Annotated in this window: 17 protein-coding genes; all 17 read right to left on the bottom strand. The window is 42.2% G+C overall.

Annotated features, from left to right (window positions below; translation table 11 throughout):
* Nucleotides 1-10: 10 nt before the first annotated feature.
* The 17 genes from LCM09_RS12340 to uppS all read right to left on the bottom strand — a co-directional run bounded on the left by LCM09_RS12340 (nt 11) and on the right by uppS (nt 19,779).
* A complete protein-coding gene (locus LCM09_RS12340; protein ID WP_224882163.1) occupies nt 11-2,128 on the bottom strand; it encodes a polyribonucleotide nucleotidyltransferase in 2,118 nt (705 codons plus the stop codon).
* A 147-nt stretch (nt 2,129-2,275) separates the two neighbouring features.
* The gene (rpsO, locus tag LCM09_RS12335; protein WP_048309782.1) at nt 2,276-2,545 is read right to left on the bottom strand and encodes a 30S ribosomal protein S15; all 270 of its coding nucleotides are present in this window, start codon (nt 2,543-2,545) and stop codon (nt 2,276-2,278) included.
* A 132-nt stretch (nt 2,546-2,677) separates the two neighbouring features.
* On the bottom strand, nt 2,678-3,610 hold the full coding sequence (gene ribF, locus LCM09_RS12330) for a bifunctional riboflavin kinase/FAD synthetase (RefSeq protein ID WP_224882161.1): 933 nt from the start codon (nt 3,608-3,610) through the stop codon (nt 2,678-2,680).
* 18 nt (nt 3,611-3,628) lie between these two features.
* The gene (gene truB / locus LCM09_RS12325; RefSeq protein WP_224882159.1) at nt 3,629-4,525 is read right to left on the bottom strand and encodes a tRNA pseudouridine(55) synthase TruB; all 897 of its coding nucleotides are present in this window, start codon (nt 4,523-4,525) and stop codon (nt 3,629-3,631) included.
* Nucleotides 4,526-4,586: 61 nt separating this feature from the next.
* The gene (gene rbfA, locus LCM09_RS12320; RefSeq protein WP_224882157.1) at nt 4,587-4,937 is read right to left on the bottom strand and encodes a 30S ribosome-binding factor RbfA; all 351 of its coding nucleotides are present in this window, start codon (nt 4,935-4,937) and stop codon (nt 4,587-4,589) included.
* Between the two features lie 19 nt (nt 4,938-4,956).
* Complete coding sequence (locus tag LCM09_RS12315; protein ID WP_224882155.1) at nt 4,957-5,232, bottom strand: DUF503 domain-containing protein; 276 nt, start codon at nt 5,230-5,232, stop codon at nt 4,957-4,959.
* On the bottom strand, nt 5,229-7,316 hold the full coding sequence (gene infB, locus LCM09_RS12310) for a translation initiation factor IF-2 (protein WP_224882154.1): 2,088 nt from the start codon (nt 7,314-7,316) through the stop codon (nt 5,229-5,231). The genes LCM09_RS12315 and infB overlap by 4 nt, the downstream gene beginning before the upstream one ends.
* Nucleotides 7,317-7,331: 15 nt before the next feature.
* Nucleotides 7,332-7,634, bottom strand: a complete 303-nt coding sequence (locus LCM09_RS12305) for a YlxQ family RNA-binding protein (RefSeq protein WP_224882153.1) — start codon at nt 7,632-7,634, stop codon at nt 7,332-7,334.
* Nucleotides 7,634-7,894: an RNase P modulator RnpM gene (rnpM, locus tag LCM09_RS12300; RefSeq protein WP_318246512.1), complete on the bottom strand. Its 261-nt coding sequence runs from the start codon at nt 7,892-7,894 to the stop codon at nt 7,634-7,636. The genes LCM09_RS12305 and rnpM overlap by 1 nt, the downstream gene beginning before the upstream one ends.
* 27 nt (nt 7,895-7,921) lie before the next feature.
* The gene (nusA, locus tag LCM09_RS12295) at nt 7,922-9,028 is read right to left on the bottom strand and encodes a transcription termination factor NusA (protein ID WP_224882151.1); all 1,107 of its coding nucleotides are present in this window, start codon (nt 9,026-9,028) and stop codon (nt 7,922-7,924) included.
* A gap of 18 nt (nt 9,029-9,046) precedes the next feature.
* On the bottom strand, nt 9,047-9,517 hold the full coding sequence (gene rimP, locus LCM09_RS12290) for a ribosome maturation factor RimP (protein WP_224882149.1): 471 nt from the start codon (nt 9,515-9,517) through the stop codon (nt 9,047-9,049).
* A 160-nt stretch (nt 9,518-9,677) separates the two neighbouring features.
* Nucleotides 9,678-13,970 carry a PolC-type DNA polymerase III gene (locus LCM09_RS12285; protein ID WP_224882148.1) on the bottom strand — a complete coding sequence of 1,431 codons (4,293 nt, stop codon included), beginning with the start codon at nt 13,968-13,970 and terminating at the stop codon, nt 9,678-9,680.
* Nucleotides 13,971-14,051: 81 nt separating this feature from the next.
* Complete coding sequence (locus LCM09_RS12280; protein WP_224882147.1) at nt 14,052-15,671, bottom strand: proline--tRNA ligase; 1,620 nt, start codon at nt 15,669-15,671, stop codon at nt 14,052-14,054.
* A 48-nt stretch (nt 15,672-15,719) separates the two neighbouring features.
* Complete coding sequence (rseP, locus tag LCM09_RS12275; RefSeq protein ID WP_224882145.1) at nt 15,720-16,973, bottom strand: RIP metalloprotease RseP; 1,254 nt, start codon at nt 16,971-16,973, stop codon at nt 15,720-15,722.
* Nucleotides 16,974-16,989: 16 nt separating this feature from the next.
* Nucleotides 16,990-18,138, bottom strand: a complete 1,149-nt coding sequence (locus tag LCM09_RS12270) for a 1-deoxy-D-xylulose-5-phosphate reductoisomerase (RefSeq protein WP_224883008.1) — start codon at nt 18,136-18,138, stop codon at nt 16,990-16,992.
* A 45-nt stretch (nt 18,139-18,183) separates the two neighbouring features.
* The gene (locus LCM09_RS12265; protein ID WP_224882139.1) at nt 18,184-18,990 is read right to left on the bottom strand and encodes a phosphatidate cytidylyltransferase; all 807 of its coding nucleotides are present in this window, start codon (nt 18,988-18,990) and stop codon (nt 18,184-18,186) included.
* 21 nt (nt 18,991-19,011) lie between these two features.
* Nucleotides 19,012-19,779, bottom strand: a complete 768-nt coding sequence (gene uppS / locus LCM09_RS12260) for an undecaprenyl pyrophosphate synthase (RefSeq protein ID WP_404800816.1) — start codon at nt 19,777-19,779, stop codon at nt 19,012-19,014.

Below are 19,779 nucleotides of genomic sequence, written 5' to 3'. Positions count from 1 at the left end.
AGCCGAATCCTTAGCTTTGTTGACTTTGTTCTTCGCGCTCACGCTCTTCTTTCAATAGTGCTTTACGAGAAAGGTTAACGCGGCCTTGTTTGTCGATTTCTTTAACTTTGACCATTACTTCATCGCCAATTGAAACGACATCTTCAACTTTGTTCGTACGCTCTTCAGCTAGTTCTGAAATGTGTACGAGACCTTCTTTTCCTTGGAATAGTTCTACAAACGCGCCGAACTTCTCAACACGCTTAACTTTACCGAGATATGTTGCACCTACTTCAACTTCTCTTACAAGATCTTCAATGATTTTCTTCGCTTTTGCGTTCATTTCCTGATCAGTAGAGGAGATGAAGATCGATCCATCTTGTTCGATATCAATCTTAACGTTAGTCTCTTCGATAATCTTGTTGATGATTTTCCCGCTTGGTCCAATCACGTCACGGATCTTATCTGGTTTGATAGCCATGGTTAAGATCTTAGGAGCATACGCAGAAAGCTCTGTACGTGGCTCGCTGATCGCACTCATCATGTTCTCAAGGATATCCAAACGTCCTTTTCTCGCTTGCTCTAAAGCTTCACGAAGGATCGCTTCATTGATTCCTGAAATCTTGATATCCATCTGTAGCGCTGTAACACCTTGCTTCGTACCAGCAACTTTGAAGTCCATATCTCCTAGAGCATCTTCCATTCCCTGAATATCAGTTAGAACGGTTACGTCTTCTCCGTCACTTACAAGACCCATTGCAATACCAGCTACAGGTGCTTTCAATGGAACACCAGCATCCATCATTGCAAGCGTGCTTGCGCAAATACTCGCTTGAGATGTTGATCCGTTTGATTCAAGTACTTCTGAAACAAGACGAATTGTATAAGGGAAATCTTTTTCTGTAGGAATAGCAGGCTCAAGTGCTCGTTCACCTAGGGCACCATGTCCAATTTCACGACGGCCAGGCCCTCTCATTGGTCCTGTTTCCCCAACACTAAACTTAGGGAAGTTGTAATGATGCATGAATCGCTTAGATTCTTCTGTTCCAAGACCATCTAGAATCTGAACATCACCAAGTGCTCCAAGTGTACAGATGCTTAGCGCCTGTGTTTGGCCACGTGTGAACAATCCAGAGCCGTGCGTTCTTGGAAGAATACCAACTTCTGAGTTTAGTGGGCGAATTTCATCTACTCCACGTCCATCTGGTCTAACTTTGTCCTTAAGGATCAAGCGACGAACTTCCTGTTTTACGAAGCTGTTCATGATTGAACTCACTTCACCTGCAGGAACGTCTTCGTTATCTTCGTACGATTCTACTGCACGGTTCATAACATCATCGATCGCTTCTTGACGTGCGTGCTTTTCTACTACTTTTACAGCTTCTTTAACATCAGCTAGGAACTTTTCACTAAGTTCAGCTTCAAGCGTTTCATCAGCTTTCTTTAGTACAACTTCACGCTTTTCTTTCCCTGTCGCTTCAATGATTTCTTCTTGGAACGTGATCAGGCGTTTAATTTCCTGATGTCCAAATAGAATTGCTTCAAGCATCGTCTCTTCTGGTACTTCGTCAGCACCCGCTTCAACCATATTGATTGCTTCTTTTGTACCAGCAACTGTTAAGTTAATATCACTTTCTTCAAGCTGATCGACACCAGGGTTCACTACGAATTCCCCGTTGATGCGTCCGATCACGACACCAGCGATCGGGCCATCGAATGGTAGATCACTGATACCTAAAGATAGAGATGAGCCGAACATAGCAGCCATTTCAGAAGAACAATCTTGATCGACACTCATTACAGTACTTACAACCTGAACCTCATTACGGAAGCCATCAGGGAACAATGGTCGAATCGGTCGGTCGATTAGTCTACTTGCCAAGATCGCTTTCTCACTAGGACGGCCTTCACGTTTAATGAATCCTCCTGGAATCTTACCAACTGCATATAGTCTTTCTTCATAGTTTACTGTAAGTGGGAAGAATGGAAGGTCCTTCGGTTCCTTAGAACCTGTTACTGTTGATAGTACAGCTGTATCGCCATAACGAATCATTGCTGCCCCGCTCGCCTGTTTAGCCAATTGACCGATTTCTACAGTCAGCTGACGGCCAGCCCAATCAATCGAAAACACTTGCTTATCTTGTGCCATTACTGTGAGAACTCCTCTCATCCTATAAAATCATTTTCTTTTAGTATACATTATACCCTAACCTTTTTACTTCTAAAAAGAAAGGACGAAAATCTATGTATTTTTAACCTAATAAAAAAGCGGGAAAAAATCCCGCTTCTTAAATCATTATCTACGTAGACCAAGTTCTTTGATTAGTTCACGGTAACGAGTAACGTCTTTGTTACGAAGATACGTTAAAAGGTTACGACGTTTACCAACCATCTTTAGAAGACCGCGACGAGAGTGGTGGTCTTTCTTGTGGAAACGAAGATGATCGTTCAAATTGTTAATTTCCTCAGTTAGGACAGCGATTTGAACTTCTGGAGAACCAGTATCATTCTCGTGAGTTTTGAACTTAGTGATAAGCTCTTGCTTACGCTCTTGTGTGATTGCCATCCTTTTCACCTCCTTCAATTCTTAATCCCCTGTTACCGCGCAAACGTCGGAGAGTCGATTGCCCAGTAAAGGTTGTGTACTTACCGTACAGATATTAGACTACAGGTTTTCAGAGTAAATTGCAAGAGGAAACTATTCTAGGATTCTTCTTGCTTCATCCGCATCTTTGCCGATCTGCTCGATCAAGTCATCGACTGATGAGAATTTCACTTCTCCGCGGATCTTTTTATGGAATTCAACCTCTACTTCTTTTCCGTACACGTTTTCTTCAAAGTCAAAAACGTGGACTTCAAGAGACGGTTTGTCAGGTGCTTCATCGTAAAAAGTAGGTTTGTAGCCTATGTTACAAACACCGTTTCTCCATTCGCCACCCGTCTTAAGTCTTACGGCATAAACCCCTGTAGCAGGTACGAGGTATTCTTTGTCCATCTCGATGTTCGCTGTAGGGAATCCGATCGTTCTTCCTCGCTGGTCGCCTTTTATGACCGTGCCCGTTACAACATACCTACGCCCTAGAATTTCTTCGACGTTTTCTACAGCTCCTTCTCGTATATAAGAACGAATAAGAGTTGAGCTCACTTTTTCATCATCCTTTGAAACTTTTTCAACGACAGTCTGGTCAAATTTATCGCGCGCATGGAAAGGCATCGAATCCATCGTTCCCCTACCTTTGCTTCCATATGTAAAATCGAACCCAGCTACGACATGAACCACTGATAGGTTAATAATATAGTCATCAACAAATTGTTGCGGCGTTAACCCTGCGATCGTTGTATCAAACTTCACAATATATAGAACGTCGATTCCCATCTCGTCGATAAGATTGATCTTCTCATCTAATGGCGTAATCGCTTCTACTTGTGGTGATGACTTTCCAAGCACAACAGAAGGATGTGGATAGAACGTCATGACAGATGAAGCGACACCTTTTTCATCTGCGATTTTTTTTGCGGTTGATATAACCTTTTGATGACCTCGGTGAATCCCATCAAAATACCCGAGCGCCATGACGGATGGTTTACTTCCTTCAATAAAATGTGGATGAGACAAATAAATTGTTTTCATAGCTTTCACCTTCTAACTTCATCTCGTGAACACTTTTTCAGGTTTCATCAGCCCTGGCTTTTCTGGATGTTTTTGATAAATAGCAATCGCTCTACCATCTAAACTATACATAACAAGCCGATCCTCTATCATCTCTTCTACTTCTGGCAGCACAGCACCGTTTTGAAGCTTTGCTTGAAGCTCTTCATCTACTGTAAGGGAAGGGATCGATGAGAGGGCATATTCCAGGGGAAAAAGTCTTAACGTTTCTTCCTCTATCATCTGTGTAATCTCATCAAATGTCAAACATTCTTCGAGCTTAAATGGGCCAGAAGCAGTCCTGATTAAGGATGACATATGGGCGGGATATCCAAGAGAAGCACCGATATCGACAGCAAGCGTTCTTATATAAGTTCCTTTGCTGCAGGTAACGCGTACTGGGATATCAACTGTGTCATGTTTATAAAGTATATCTCCCGTTTGTTCTAGTTCATGGATCGTCACGATACGTGAAGGACGTTCGACGACTTTTCCTTCAAAAGCATATTCGTAAAGGCGCTTTCCATTCACTTTAACGGCTGAATACATAGGAGGCACTTGTTCGATTTCACCTGTGAAGGCTTCTAGAGCAGACGAGATTTCATCGGGTTCGAATGTATTCGTTACACTTTTTTCTTCAATCTTCTCCCCAGTTGCATCTTCAGTAGAAGTCGAATAGCCAAGAGTAATGACAGCTTCATATGTTTTAGAGAAATCGGTCATATACTGTGCAACCTTTGTTGCTCTTCCAATGCAGAGGGGCAGCACACCCGTAACTGCAGGATCGAGCGTTCCTGTATGCCCTACCTTTTTGGTCATAAGGATTTTGCGAACTTTGGCAACGCAGTCATGTGACGTCATCCCAGCAGGTTTCTTTAATGGTAATATTCCTTCCATCACTCTTCCTCCTTTCTAAACATAGAGAAAGGATAGACATTCCTGCCTATCCTAACGTTCTCTACTCATCTGATTGATTTAAATCTGCAAGAAGTCTCTCTATTTTGTTTCCGTAATCGATTGATTCATCAAATTCGAAATAAATCTCAGGTGTTTTACGAAGACGAATTCTCTTTCCAATCTCAGAGCGAATAAATCCTGTCGCTTTAGCAAGACCATTAAGAGTAGCATCCTTCTTCTCGTCATCACCTAGTACTGTAATGAACACCGTTGCTTGTTGAAGATCGTTTGTCACCTCAACCGCTGTTACTGTAACGAAACCTACACGAGGATCTTTAATCTTTCTGCTGATAATATCCCCTAGTTCTTTTTTCATCTGTTCTCCAACGCGATTTGCGCGAACATTGCTCATCGTTACACCTCATTTCTTCCTAAAGCCATTCGTAAGTTGTCCGGGTAAGCTCAATGTCAGGATTTGAATCGATTAATGCAATAGCTCGTTGTAACTCGCGCTCACAAGCTGTTTTGCTAGAAGCTGTCGTTACAATCCCTATTACAGTCCGTTGCCACAAATCCTGATTATCAAGCTCAGAAACTGCTAAATTATAGTGCTTCAGCCGGCTTATCACCGACTGGAGCACTGATCTTTTTTCTTTAAGTGACTGCGCATCATATATTATGCATTCGCACTCAATGTAGCCGATCACTTAGGTTTTACTTCCTCCATTACGTATGCTTCAATGATGTCGCCTTCTTTAACATCGTTGAACTTCGCAAGCGTAATACCACACTCATAACCTTTCGCAACTTCTTTTGCATCGTCTTTGAAACGTTTTAACGTATCAACTTCACCTTCGAAAACGACGATGCCGTCACGGATTACTCGTACGCCAGAGTTTCTAGTGATTTTACCTTCGATTACGTAAGAACCAGCAATCGTACCGACTTTAGAAACTTTGAAGGTTTCACGTACTTCAGCTTGACCGATTACTTTTTCTTCGTATACAGGATCAAGCATACCCTTCATAGCTGATTCGATTTCTTCAATCGCTGTATAAATAACGCGGTGAAGACGAATATCAACTTGTTCAGCATCTGCGACTTTCTTCGCATTGTTATCAGGACGAACGCTAAATCCGATGATGATTGCGTTAGAAGCGGATGCAAGGATGATATCTGATTCTGTGATCGCACCTACACCAGTATGAATAATGTTGATCTTCACGCCTTCAACTTCGATCTTCTTAAGGGAGCCTGCAAGTGCCTCTACAGAACCTTGAACATCAGCTTTGATAATGATGTTGATGTCTTTCACATCACCTTGCTGAATTTTCTCAAATAGATCATCGAGATTCATCTTAGAAGATTCTTTACGCTGCGCTTCGATATGTTGCTGAGCTCTTGCTTCGCCGACTTGACGAGCTTGTTTCTCATCTTCAAATGCAACGAAACGGTCGCCTGCATGAGGGACATCACTTAATCCTGTTACTTCTACAGGAGTAGATGGTTCAGCTGTCTTCACACGTTTACCTAGGTCGTTGACCATCGCACGAACACGTCCGAACGTATTACCTACTACGACAGGGTCTCCGACTTTTAATGTTCCTTCTTGGACGAGTAGTGTTGCAACTGCACCGCGACCTTTGTCTAGCTCAGCTTCGATAACAGAACCTGAAGCAAGCTTATCAGGGTTCGCTTTGAATTCTTCTACTTCAGAAACAAGAACGATCATCTCAAGAAGGTCCTCGATTCCTTCACCTTTAATTGCAGAAAGGTTAACCGTGATCGTGTCTCCACCCCATGCTTCTGGTACTAGTTCATACTCAGTAAGCTCTTGAAGGACACGGTCAGGGTTTGCACCCTCTTTATCCATCTTATTAACGGCAACGATAATTGGCACTTCTGCAGCTTTCGCATGGTTAATCGCTTCTACAGTTTGTGGCATAATACCGTCGTCAGCTGCCACTACGATAATCGCGATATCTGTTACCTTCGCACCACGTGCTCGCATCGTTGTAAATGCTGCGTGCCCTGGTGTATCAAGGAACGTGATTTTCTTGTTTTTGTTTTCGATTTGGTATGCTCCGATGTGCTGCGTGATTCCACCAGCTTCACCTTGCGTTACCTTCGTATTACGGATGCTATCAAGAAGAGTTGTTTTACCATGGTCAACGTGACCCATGATTGTTACAACAGCAGGACGCTCTACAAGCTTCTCGCTATCATCTTCTTTTGTATAGTTATCAAGGTCTGTAATTTCAAAGATTTCTTCTTCTTCTACTTTTACGCCGTAATCGTCACAAATAAGTTCCATTGTATCTTTATCGAGCTCTTGGTTGATCGTTGCCATTACACCAAGACCCATTAGCTTCTTGATAAGCTCCGATGCATCTTTACCAAGCTTCTCTGCAAGCTGTCCAACTGTCAATGATCCAATGAATGTTACCTTCTCAGGCAATCTTCTTGGAGCTGCAGTGTTCTTAGGTGGTTGTCCTTTGCCACGACGATTTGGGCGTCTGCCACCACGACGTGCATTGTTTGGTTTATTTGTGTTGCTCTTTTGGTTTGAGTTTGCTTTTGGGTTAGTTCTGTTGTTTTTATTTTCCATACTGTTTTTGTCGCTTCCCTTTTTGGATTGTTTCGAATTGCTTTTAAGCTTTTCCACTGTTGAGTCATCAATCACAGACATGTGATTAGAGACTTTTATATCCATGCTTTTTAACTTTTCGATAACATCCTTACTAGTTGTATTGTGTTCTTTTGCATATTCATAAATTCGCATCTTACTCATACGTTCACCCCCGAGTTATTGATCAAGAATAGCAAAAAGTTTCTTTGCAAATCCTTCATCAGTGACGGCTATCGTCACTCGCTGTGCTTTACCGATCGCATGCCCGAGTTCATAGCGTCCTGCTACAATACATACTGGGATTCCATAAGTAGTTGCTTTATCTGTGATTTTTTTCTTTGTATTGTCGGATGCGTCATCCGCTAACAGTACGAGCCTCGCATGTTTTCGTCGGATTTCCTTAACTACTAATTCTTCCCCCGATACGAGTTTGCCTGCACGTTGAGCAAGTCCCAGAAGTGATTCGAAGTTCCTTCTCATTATGAACGTAACTCTTCAAGATGGAGATAAACGTCATCTGTTACTTCTGCTTTAAGATGAGTAGAAAGAGAGTTTCTCTTTCTAGCGAGTTTAAAACACGCTTCACTATTGCAGAGGTATGCCCCACGACCGTTCATTTTTCCGGTTGGATCAATAGCTATTTCCCCTTCTTTAGACCTGACAACACGTACTAATTCTTTCTTTGGCTTCATTTCTTGACAGGCTACACATTTTCGCATCGGAATCTTACGGTTTCTCACGATGGACACCTCTCCTGATCCTTAAAACTATTCGTTGTCGTAGTCAGTATCTTCTTGTTCGAAGAGCGGAGTGTCATCTTCAGTATAAAGACCTTCTTCTTCCGCATCTGACTGACTCTTAATGTCGATTTTCCAGCCTGTTAGTTTCGCAGCAAGACGTGCGTTCTGACCGCGTTTACCAATTGCTAGAGAAAGTTGATAATCAGGCACGATAACCTGAGTCATCTTATTCTCTTCGTCAACGTTTACTTTAAGTACTTTTGAAGGACTTAGAGCGTTCGCTACATATTCAACGATATCTTCTGACCAGCGAACGATATCGATCTTCTCGCCTTTTAGTTCATTAACAATTGCCTGTACACGTTGTCCACGTTGACCGACACAAGAACCAACAGGATCGATTTCAGGGTCTTCAGCATGAACAGAGATCTTTGAACGATCGCCTGCTTCGCGGGAAATCGACTTCACTTCTACCGTTCCATCATAGATTTCTGGAACTTCGAGTTCAAAGAGACGCTTCAAAAGCCCTGGATGTGTACGCGATACCATTACTTGAGGTCCTTTTGTCGTCTTTTCAACTTTTGTAACGTACACTTTAATTCTATCATGCGACTTATATGTTTCGTTTGGCATTTGCTCACCTGTAGGAAGTAGTGCTTCGATCCTGCCAAGGTCAACGTAAATAAAGCGGTGATCTTGACGCTGTACGATACCAGTCATAATATCGTCTTCACGTTCAATAAACTCACTAAAAATAATGCCGCGTTCAGCTTCACGTACACGCTGAGTGACAACCTGTTTCGCTGTCTGTGCGGCAATTCTACCGAAGTTACGAGGAGTTACTTCAATTTCCACAACGTCCTCTACTTCATATTGTGGATCCATATCCTTCGCATCTGCAAGAGAGATTTCTAGGCGAGAATCTTCTACTTCTTCAACAACATCTTTACGTGCAAACACACGAATAGACCCTGTATCCTGGTTGAAATCTACTCTTACGTTTTGCGCCTGGTGGAAATTACGCTTATAAGCGGAGATCAAAGCTGCTTCGATTGCCTCCACGATAATATCCTTGCTGATGCCCTTCTCCTTCTCGAGAACGGTCAGTGCATCCAATAGATCACTACTTTTCATCTTCATTCTCCCCTTTAACTAAAAAACAACTGCAAGCCTTGCGCTTGCCACTTTGTCATAAGGTACTTCTACCGTTATTGTTCTCGTTTTAACCTTCTGCTCGACGACAACCGTCTCACCATCGAAGTTTACAAGCTTTCCTTCAAAGCTCTTCTCACCGTCGATCTTTTCATAGGTTGTCATGTAAATTTGCTTACCTACCACTTTCTCGAAATCAGACGGTTTCTTTAGTGGACGCTCAGCACCTGGCGAGGATACTTCCAGAAAGTAAGGTTGTTCGATCGGATCTTGCTTGTCCAGTTGCTCGCTTAATTTCTCGCTCACAACACCGCATTCCTCGATATCAACTCCCCGCGGTGAATCGATATAGACACGCAGGAAAAAGTTGTTGCCCTCCTGTGTGAATTCTACATCTACAAGTTCCAGGTTCATTTCATCTGCTATTGGTTTTACTAGTTCTTCTGTAACCGTGATCACATGTTCAGTCATTGGTTGTCCTCCTTTCTGATCCTGTCAAGCAGGGTCCCAATCGAAAACGAAAGAGTGGGTTAGCCCCACTCTTTCGCTGCGTGTGTATTCACTAGTATTTCCACAATTACTATACCATACTCATTTATCCAATTCAACAAAGAAGAGAACGAGCCTCCCTTTAGAAAAGGCTGAGTTGATTAGCATCCGGTAGACCCTCTAGACATCCATGCTCATCTAGATATTCTAGGACAGTCTTCGAAATTTTGCTTCGCTGCTGAAGATCTTCCTTAGAAAGGAACTCTCCTCCATCTTTAGCGGCTTCTATATTGATAGCAGCGTTCGTTCCAACTCCCGGTAGAGAGTTGAATGGAGGGATGAGTGAATCTCCATCGACGATGAACTCTGTTGCTTTTGATCGATAGAGATCGACTTTTTGCATACGAAGACCTCTTTCTGACATTTCAAGCGAAATCTCAAGAACTGTAAGTAAGTTCTTTTCTTTCGGTGATGCATCCAGACCCTTTTCATTGATTTCTTCAATCCTTGATCGAATCGCGTTTGAACCTTTTACCATCGTATCGATATCAAAGTCGTCTGCTCTTACAGTAAAGTAAGCTGCGTAGAACAAGATCGGATGATGAACTTTGAAATACGCAATTCTCACAGCCATCAGCACGTAAGCTGCGGCATGGGCCTTCGGGAACATATACTTGATTTTCAAGCAAGAATCGATATACCAATCTGGTACATCATTCTTCTTCATCGCATCGACCCACTCTTCTTGAAGTCCTCTCCCCTTACGAACGAACTCCATGATTTTAAAGGCAAGAGAAGGTTCTAGTCCTTTATAGATCAAGTACACCATAATATCATCACGACACCCGATCACTTCACTAAGTGAACATGTCCCAGCCTGAATAAGCTCCTGTGCATTTCCAAGCCAAACGTCAGTACCATGGGACAATCCAGAAATCTGAACTAACTCCGAAAACGTACTAGGTTTTGTATCTTCAAGCATCTGACGAACAAAACGCGTACCGAACTCAGGGATTCCATATGTTCCTGTTTTACACATGATCTGATCTTGCGTCACACCAAGTGACTCTGTTCCACTGAAAAGCTTCATTACCTCAGCATCATCAGTCGGGATCGTTTTCGGATCGATTCCACTTAAATCTTGAAGCATTCTGATTACTGTTGGATCATCGTGTCCTAGTATATCAAGCTTCAAAAGATTATCGTGTATGGAATGGAAATCAAAGTGTGTTGTTTTCCATGCTGATGTTTTATCATCAGCTGGAAACTGAATTGGTGAAAAATCATAGATATCCATGTAATCAGGAACTACGATAATACCACCTGGGTGCTGACCGGAAGTACGTTTCACACCCGTACAACCAGATACGAGTCGATCGATTTCAGCGCCTCTGAAATGAAGGTCGTTATCACCCATATAGCCTTTTACATAACCGTAGGCTGTCTTTTCTGCAACGGTACCGATCGTTCCTGCTCGGAATACGTTATCTTCACCGAAAAGTTCTTTCGTATAGTTATGCGCTCTAGGCTGATATTCGCCCGAGAAGTTCAAATCGATATCGGGTACTTTATCACCCTTAAAACCGAGGAACGTTTCAAACGGTATATCATGTCCGTCTTTAATAAGTGGAACATGGCATGTTTCACACTCTTTATCCGGAAGGTCAAAGCCTGATCCTACAGAACCATCATCAAAGAATTTGGATTCTTTACAAGATGGACAAACGTAATGAGGCGGCAATGGGTTTACTTCCGTGATTTCCGTCATCGTAGCTACGAATGATGACCCTACTGACCCTCTGGAACCTACTAGGTAGCCATCGTTGAGGGATTTCTTAACAAGCTTTTGAGAGATGAGGTAGATAACGGCAAACCCATGCCCGATAATACTCTTTAGCTCTTTCTCTAGCCTTTCCTCAACAATCGTTGGTAGTTCATCTCCATAAATGCTCCTGGCACGGTCATAGCTCATTTGCCTCATCTCTTCATCTGCACCTTCGATTTTTGGTGTGAAGAGATCATCTTTGATCGGTTTAATATCATCGATAAGATCTGCTACATGCTGAGGTTTTTGAACTACTATTTCTTTCGCTTTCTCTGATCCAAGGAAATGGAAGCAATCGAGCATTTCGTTCGTCGTTCGAAAGTGCACCTGAGGAAGCGTTTGTCGATTCAATGGATTACCCGCCTGAGCTTTGATCAACACTTTACGATAAATGTGATCTTGAGGATCTAGATAATGAACGTTTCCTGTCGCAACGACGGGTTTATCTAGTTTCTCGCCGAGCTTTACAATGTTTCCGATAATATCTCTAAGGGCCATCTCATCTTGAACTAGCTCTTTCTCTATCAGATGCATGTAATTCTGAGGTGGTTGCACTTCAAGGTAATCATAAAACTTCGCGATCTCCTCAACTTCTTCTGGAGATTTCTGCATCATGCCTTCGAATACTTCACCCTTGTCGCAGCCTGAACCGATCAACAAGCCTTCTCTATATTTTTCAAGCTTTGATCGAGGTATTCTTGCAGTACGATAGAAGTAATCAAGGTGAGAAAGAGAAACGAGTTTGAAGAGATTTTTCAGTCCTACATCGTTTTTAGCAAGAATAATCGTATGGGATGGTCTCGTCCTTTGAAACCCTGTTTGTCCCATGTTTTCATTGAGCTGGTTATGATTTGTAATTTCTCTTTCGAGCGCATCTTTAACGAGCTTCCACATGAGATAACCTGTCGCTTCTGCATCATAAATGGCTCTATGGTGCTGTGTCAGGTTAATATCGAACTTCTTACAAAGCGTATTAAGACGATGGTTTCTCATTTCAGGAAATAGGAAACGCGCTAGCTCTAGTGTATCAATCACTGGGTTTTTCGCTTCTCCTAAGTCGATGTTTCGAAAGCCAACGTTCAAAAAGCCCATATCGAAGCTTGCGTTGTGAGCGACTAAAATATCGTCACCTATAAACTCATAAAAATCCTTCAGAACGTCTTCTATTTCTGGGGCATTTTCGACCATATCATCTGTAATGCCTGTTAATTCAATCGTCGTTGAAGATAGTGGATGATGAGGATTGGCGAACCGCTCAAATTTATCAACGATTTCTCCATCTTTCACTTTTACAGCAGCAAGCTCAATAATTTTATTATAAACAGCTGATAGACCTGTCGTCTCAACGTCAAATACGATGTACGTACTTGTTTCAAGATCACGATTAGCTTCGTTATAAGCAATTGGTACGCCATCATCAACAAGATCAGCCTCAAGCCCATAAATAACCTTGATATTATTTTTTTGACCCGCAGCATAAGCGTCAGGGAAGGATTGGACGACATTGTGATCTGTGATTGCGATGGCAGGGTGTCCCCAGTCAGCAGCTTGACTAATCAAACCGTTTACGGAACTAACTGCGTCCATCTGGCTCATTTGTGTATGAGCATGCAATTCTACACGTTTTTCATCTTCAGGCGCTTCATCTTTACGTAGCTCTGGCGTAATTTGAGTAAGGTCGTTACCAATCATCACAAGATCACGAACGAAAGTATCGTTCTGAATACCGCCTCTTACTTTCACCCAAATTCCTTTTCTAACTGCCTCAAGAATCGGCACATCTTCTTTATCACGTGAAAACATCTTCACTAAGATCGAATCGGTGTAATCCGTTATTTTAAAAGTTAATAAGGTTCGACCGCTTCGTAGTTCCTTCGTCTCAGCGTGGAAAACATACCCTTGAACAGCGATACGTCTTTCTTCGTCCTGAATTGTTTCGATCGGAACTGGGTCTTCCTTGATCTTATAACCGATCACAAGTGTATCTGGTGTTTGACCTTTGCTTTGAGCTGTATCCGCTTTTTGCTTTTCAATCAACGCTTCCATCATCTTGGATTGGTCTTCCTGTTGTTTTTGCTCTACGAACTTCTGATAATCTTGCTTTGATTCCTTCACTTCGATCTCAAGCATGTATTTAGGAAATCCAGCGTTCTCATAACATTCAGCTAACGGACCCGTTAGCTTTTTCCTTGCAATGGTTGCTTCCGTTTCATTACGAACATGAACGATTAGCTTATTTCCATTGATTTTTGGTGTTTGATTTTTCAGCAGTGCTGTTAATGAAGCAGAGTGATCTTGCATCAGTTCCACTACACTCTCCCAGTAACTAGCTGCAAGCTCTTCTGTTGCTTCACCATCAGTTGTAATCGAAAAGTTTACTTCAGCAATATGTTTAAGTCCTTCAATCAATCTACTTCTGAATAATTCATAAATATGAAATGGTAAGATTGCAGGTAGATGAAAATGGAAATGCCATTTTCGCGTTTCCTTGTATACAGTAAGTTTGGATATATAGCCTTCTTTAAAGTATTCATCAAACTTATCTGGAAACGATATTTGTTGAAGGAGCAGCTGAAGTCTTTCTTTTCTGAGCGTTAACTCCTGATCCATGTCATGACCCCCTTTTTTGACATTCGTTGGGTAAAACGAAAAAAAGGTGGAAGGACCCCCTCAAGGGTACCTATCCACAATTTAACCCAATTGTTCAAAGAGCTTCTGTAATTTGGAATTTAATTCATCCACAGACACTTCGAAAGATTCACCTGTATCTCTACGTTTCACTTCAACGATGCCTTCTGCTGCCTTTTTACCGACAACTACACGAATTGGAACTCCGATTAAATCTGCATCTTTGAACTTAACCCCAGCACGTTCTTTACGGTCATCGTAAAGGACATCATAGCGTTCCTTACGAATCGTGTCATAAAGACGATCTGATAGCGTTTTTTGATCTTCATTCTTCACATTAATCGCAATGAGATGAACGTGGAACGGTGTGACAGACATTGGCCAATTCAGTCCATTTTCGTCTGCATTTTGCTCAGCAATTGCAGCTAATGTTCTAGAGATTCCGATACCGTAACAGCCCATAATGATCGGCTCAGCTTTACCACCTTCGTTAAGGTAGGTTGCTCCCATCGCTTCACTATACTTCGTTCCTAGTTTAAATACTTGTCCAATTTCAATACCTTCAGCGAAAACAATCTTACCTTTTCCGTCTGGTGATGGATCACCTTCTTGTATGAACCTTAGATCTTCAAAACGTTCGATGGAAAGGTCACGCTCTGGATTCACATTGTGGTATGCAGTAGCACCTTTGATACTGCCATTCACGATCGACTTGATGGCATTGTCTGCAATGATCGTGCCGTCGAATTCTTTCACATCGATTTCTTGTTTCACGTTTTCGACAAGGTCTGTTCCGTATAAGTTCTTCACTTTAATTTCGTTTAATTCATGATCTCCTCTAACGAGAACAAGTACTAACTCATCGTTCACTTTTAATAGAGAAGTATGAATTTCACGGTCAGGAGATGTTTCAGCCTCGCCTTTTGCTAGCGCTTCTTCTGACTCATCAGGTTTAGAGTACTCTACTGTAACTTCAGCCATCTCGGTGTTCGCTGCATAATCGGACTCATCACTATACGCGATCGTATCTTCACCAACACTTGAGAGTGCCATGAACTCTTCCGTATCTTTACCGCCCATTGCACCAGAATCAGCAACGACTGGTCGGAAATTCAGTCCGAGCTTTGTGAAAATTTTGCTGTACGTTTCGTGCATGAGGTCATATGCATCATCAAGCTGCTCTTCTGAAGAGTGGAAGGAATAAGCATCTTTCATGATGAACTCTCTTCCTCGAAGTAAGCCAAAGCGAGGACGTCGCTCATCACGATATTTTGTCTGCACTTGATAAAGAATAACAGGCATTTGTTTGTACGAACTTAGTTCATCCCTCACAAGACTTGTAATAAGTTCTTCGTGTGTGGCACCAAGTGCAAACGGGCGATCATGACGATCTTTTAGCCTCATTAGCTCAGGACCATATACGTCCCAACGACCTGTCTCTTGCCATAGTTCAGCTGGCTGAATTGCCGGCATAAGAAGCTCTTGTGCACCAGCATCGTTCAATTCTTCTCGAACAACACTTTCGATTTTCATCAACACTTTCTTACCTAGGGGTAGGTAAGAATATATACCAGCTGCGTTTTGTCTTATAAAACCCGCTCGAACAAGCAGCTGATGACTTTTAATTTCTGCATCAGCTGGATTGTCCCTGAGGGTCGGATTAAAATAGTTTGATTGTTTCATGACCTGCACCTCATTTCATTCTTCAAAAAGGCAAATGCCCTTACTTTCTTACAAAAAGAAACGTTGAATATCATTCCAGGTTACAACGAGCATGAGTAACATGAGGAAGGAGAATCCAATAAAATGGACAAGGCTTTCTTTTTGTGGATCGATTGGTTTCCCTCTTAACGCTTCAACCCCAATAAACAATAGCCTACCTCCATCGAGAGCAGGTAAAGGAAGAAGGTTGAATATTCCAAGGTTAATGCTTAGAAAAGCAGCCCATCTCATCAAGACATAAACGCCCTTTGATGCCGCTTCTTCAGTATAACTGTATATGCCTACAGGTCCTGAAAAAGCATCGATCGAAAGCTGACCCGTTACTAGTTGACCAAGCCCAACAAAGATTGCTTTAGAGAATTCATACGTTGATGTGAATCCAAATGCAACTGAATCTAGGAAATTCACTTGGTAGGCAGGCGCAACTCCAATTCGTCCAACTGACTGGTTTTCAGTCAATTCTTGCTTTTCAGGAGTGATCGCTAGTGAAACTGCTTCTCCTTCACGGTCCACCTTGAAGCTGAGTTGGTTTTCTGCATTATCCTGAATGATTGAGGTCATTTTACCCCAACTAGTAATCTCTGTACCATTGATCTCTGTTATCACATCACCATTCATCATTCCAGCTTGTTCAGCAGGACTTCCTTCTACTACTTCACTTACTTGATTTGTCGGTGTTCCTTGTAGTAAACCAAGAAGGAAAAAGATCACGATTGCAAGCAAGAAGTTCATGACGGGTCCTGCAAAAATTGCAAGGAAGCGATCCCAGAGTGACTTTGAGCCGAATTGGCGATCGTATGGTGCAATCTGAAATTCAGAACCATCCATCACATAGTGTGACTGTTCATCCAAATGATAAACAACCGCAGGTGCATCTTCCTCTTCATAACCTTTAATGAAAAGCTTGTGCTCTAAATCAGCTTCTTCAACTGTGATTTCTTTAAGATTTGTGTAAGCAGATTTTTGGTTAATGACGATTTTCTCTATTTTGTTGTTGTTATTGAATAACAGACCAACCCGTTGTCCAGGTTTTAATTCGATCATTTCCGGGTCTTCTCCGGCCATCCGAACAAACCCGCCAAGAGGCAATAGCCTTATGGTATATACCGTTTCGCCTTTTTTAATCGTAAAAAGCTTAGGGCCAAATCCGATCGCGAATTCACGGCATAATATTCCTGCACGTTTTGCAAGGAGCAAATGTCCCAGTTCATGGAAAAAGACTAGTGCTCCGAATATGATAATGATCGAAATCACAGTATTCATATCCACTTAACCACCTTTATTTAATTAATGACTGAACTCTCGACCTTGTTTCAGAATCGATCTGTAGAATTTCATCTAATGATGCATTCTGAATAGAGTCGTGTTGTTCGAGCGCTTGTTCAACGAGCTCCTCAATCGTTAAGAAATCGATTTTGCCCTCTAGAAATGCAGCAACAGCCGTTTCATTCGCAGCATTTAATACTGCTGGCATCGAGCCGCCTGTACGACCAGCATCGTAAGCGAGTTTTAAACTACGGAAACGTTCAAAATTCACCTTTTCAAAGTGAAGCTTACCGACTTCCCATAAGTTTAACCGTTTTGCATTTCTAATTTCAAGCCGATCAGGATAGCTAAGTGCATATTGAATCGGAATTCTCATATCCGGAGTACCTAGATGGGCCATTACGCTACCGTCTATGTACTCGACCATCGAGTGGATGATGCTCTCTTTATGTAGCAGAACATCGATTTGATCATATGGGGTACCAAATAACCAATGTGCTTCGATTACTTCTAACCCTTTATTCATCATAGTAGCAGAATCGATCGTAATCTTTGCTCCCATCGACCAGTTTGGATGATTAAGCGCATCCGCAACGCTTACCCCTTGTAACTCTTCTCTCGTCTTATCTCGAAAACTCCCACCAGAAGCAGTCAAGATCAGGCGATCCATGTGTTCGATTTTTTCACCGTTTAAGCATTGAAATAACGCCGAATGTTCGCTGTCTACAGGTAGTAGAGCTGAGCCGTGTTTTCTGGCAGCTTCCGTCACAAGATGTCCTGCCGTAACAAGGGTTTCTTTGTTCGCAATGGCAATCGTCTTCCCTTGTTCGATCGCAGACATCGTTGGAGAAAGTCCGATACTACCAAGAATCGCGTTGACGAGGACTGTTGATTCAGGATGACAGGCTACTTCTAGCAACCCTTCATCTCCATATACAATCTTTGTTCCTCTCGAAACATTTCTTCTCAAGCTTTCTGCGTCTTCCCTCAACTGAACCGAAAGCAATTTAGGTTGGAATTCTTCAACGATCTCCGCTGCTTTTTGAATGTTTCTACCAACAGAAACGGCAACGAGGGAAAACAACTCAGGGTGCATTCTTATTATATCAAGAGTCTGGGTTCCAATTGACCCAGAAGCTCCCAGTAAGCTGATTTTTTTCAAACGACCTGTTCCTCCAATCCATTCTGTAGATCCAGTTGCAGGCATTTATACCAGGTGAAGCAAATGTAGAATAGGGAGTACGAAGATCAGGCTATCGAACCGGTCCAGTATCCCTCCATGTCCTGGCAAAATACTACCTGAGTCCTTCACGCCATAATGACGCTTAAACGCTGACTCTACCAGATCTCCAATCTGTCCAAAAACAGAGGTTAGTACTGAGACGATAATGACTAAAGAAATTGATTCATAGACCGGATAGATCAGTTGAAAAACAATTCCTACAATTAGGGCCATGCCTACTCCACCAAGCGCACCTTCTACTGTTTTATTAGGAGATATATGCGGCCAAAGCTTTTTCTTTCCTATTGCTCGACCAACAAAGTACGCTCCAGAGTCTGATGCCCATATCAAAAAGATGATAAAGAATAGCTGAACCATGCCTTCTAAGCTTGTGTCTGCTAAATAACGTGTTGCTGTAAAATAATAAAAACCCAATCCGACATACAACGATGCCATCAGGATGAAAGAACTCTCATCAAAACTATATTTATTCTTTGTTAGCACAGTCATTGCTAACAGAATGAGCAATCCAAAGAATAATAAATCAATTTTGGAAAAAACAGAGGATGTGAGCGCAGCGATCCAATCTTCAGGCATGACTAGAATCCAGGTCCCTATTAGGGCCAGTAATCCTGGTAATGAAACGAGCGAAATCTTTTTCATCAACAACAGCTCGACCATACCAACTGTGGCTACTAACGTCATAAGGATAATAAAAGGCCAGTCTCCTACAATAATCATACCTAATAATAATACGCCGAAAATCACACCTGTAATAATACGTTGCTTCATAACGCTAATGTCCTCCTACAATTAAACCCCGCCATAGCGGCGACCACGTCGCTGATACTCTTGTACAGCCTCAACAAAATGATGTTCTGTAAAATCAGGCCATAGTACCTCTGTAAACCAAAGTTCGGTATAAGCGAGTTGCCATAGCATAAAATTGCTCAGACGAATTTCCCCGCTTGTCCTAATCAAAAGGTCAGGATCTGGGTATTGGCTACTTAGAAGATAAGAAGAAATCTTTTCCTCGGATATCTCATCTTCTGACAGTATCCCCTTTTGTACGTCGCTTAATAACCGCTGCATCGCGGTCTTCATTTCATGCCGGCTACCATAATTCAATGCGAAATTCAGAATAAGTCCGGTATTGTCTTTCGTGTCTTCAACCGCCTTTGAAATAGCTTTAAAGGTATGAGAGGGCAGTTGCTCTCGTTCTCCCATGATTCTTACTTGCACGTTCTGCTCGATTAGTTCTGGCAGATGACTAAGCAAGAATTGTTCAGGGAGCTTCATTAAGAAGTCTACCTCTTCTTTTGGCCGCTTCCAATTCTCGGTTGAGAAGGCGTATAGCGTTAAATAGTTAACACCAATGTCATTTGCTTTCCTGACGATTTTCTTAACTACTTTAACTCCTTCGCGGTGTCCAGCCACTCGTGGTAAACCGCGCTTCTTCGCCCAGCGTCCATTGCCATCCATTATGATCGCAATATGCCTTGGAATATTAGCAGATGTGTTAATGTCCAAATGTTCTTCATCTTCATTCTTTCTCATCCAGTTTGAGAACTTCCCAAGCAT

This window comes from Guptibacillus algicola (assembly GCF_020171805.1).
GTDB lineage: Bacteria > Bacillota > Bacilli > Bacillales > Guptibacillaceae > Guptibacillus > Guptibacillus algicola.
The sequence above is the reverse complement of the archived record's forward strand: the minus strand, read 5'-3'. Positions and strand labels throughout refer to the sequence as shown.

Bases quoted from the DNA above. Each gene is read 5' to 3' on its own strand.
- rimP (WP_224882149.1), bottom strand. From the start codon at position 9,517: ATGACTGAACATGTGATCACGGTTACAGAAGAACTAGTAAAACCAATA.
- LCM09_RS12305 (WP_224882153.1), bottom strand. From the start codon at position 7,634: ATGAGAAGGAACTTCGAATCACTTCTGGGACTTGCTCAACGTGCAGGC.
- rbfA (WP_224882157.1), bottom strand. From the start codon at position 4,937: ATGAGCAATGTTCGCGCAAATCGCGTTGGAGAACAGATGAAAAAAGAA.
- rpsO (WP_048309782.1), bottom strand. From the start codon at position 2,545: ATGGCAATCACACAAGAGCGTAAGCAAGAGCTTATCACTAAGTTCAAA.
- ribF (WP_224882161.1), bottom strand. From the start codon at position 3,610: ATGAAAACAATTTATTTGTCTCATCCACATTTTATTGAAGGAAGTAAA.
- nusA (WP_224882151.1), bottom strand. From the start codon at position 9,028: ATGAAAAGTAGTGATCTATTGGATGCACTGACCGTTCTCGAGAAGGAG.
- LCM09_RS12340 (WP_224882163.1), bottom strand. From the start codon at position 2,128: ATGGCACAAGATAAGCAAGTGTTTTCGATTGATTGGGCTGGCCGTCAG.
- LCM09_RS12265 (WP_224882139.1), bottom strand. From the start codon at position 18,990: ATGAAGCAACGTATTATTACAGGTGTGATTTTCGGCGTATTATTATTA.
- truB (WP_224882159.1), bottom strand. From the start codon at position 4,525: ATGGAAGGAATATTACCATTAAAGAAACCTGCTGGGATGACGTCACAT.
- LCM09_RS12285 (WP_224882148.1), bottom strand. From the start codon at position 13,970: ATGGATCAGGAGTTAACGCTCAGAAAAGAAAGACTTCAGCTGCTCCTT.
- infB (WP_224882154.1), bottom strand. From the start codon at position 7,316: ATGAGTAAGATGCGAATTTATGAATATGCAAAAGAACACAATACAACT.
- rseP (WP_224882145.1), bottom strand. From the start codon at position 16,973: ATGAATACTGTGATTTCGATCATTATCATATTCGGAGCACTAGTCTTT.
- LCM09_RS12280 (WP_224882147.1), bottom strand. From the start codon at position 15,671: ATGAAACAATCAAACTATTTTAATCCGACCCTCAGGGACAATCCAGCT.
- uppS (WP_404800816.1), bottom strand. From the start codon at position 19,779: ATGCTTGGGAAGTTCTCAAACTGGATGAGAAAGAATGAAGATGAAGAA.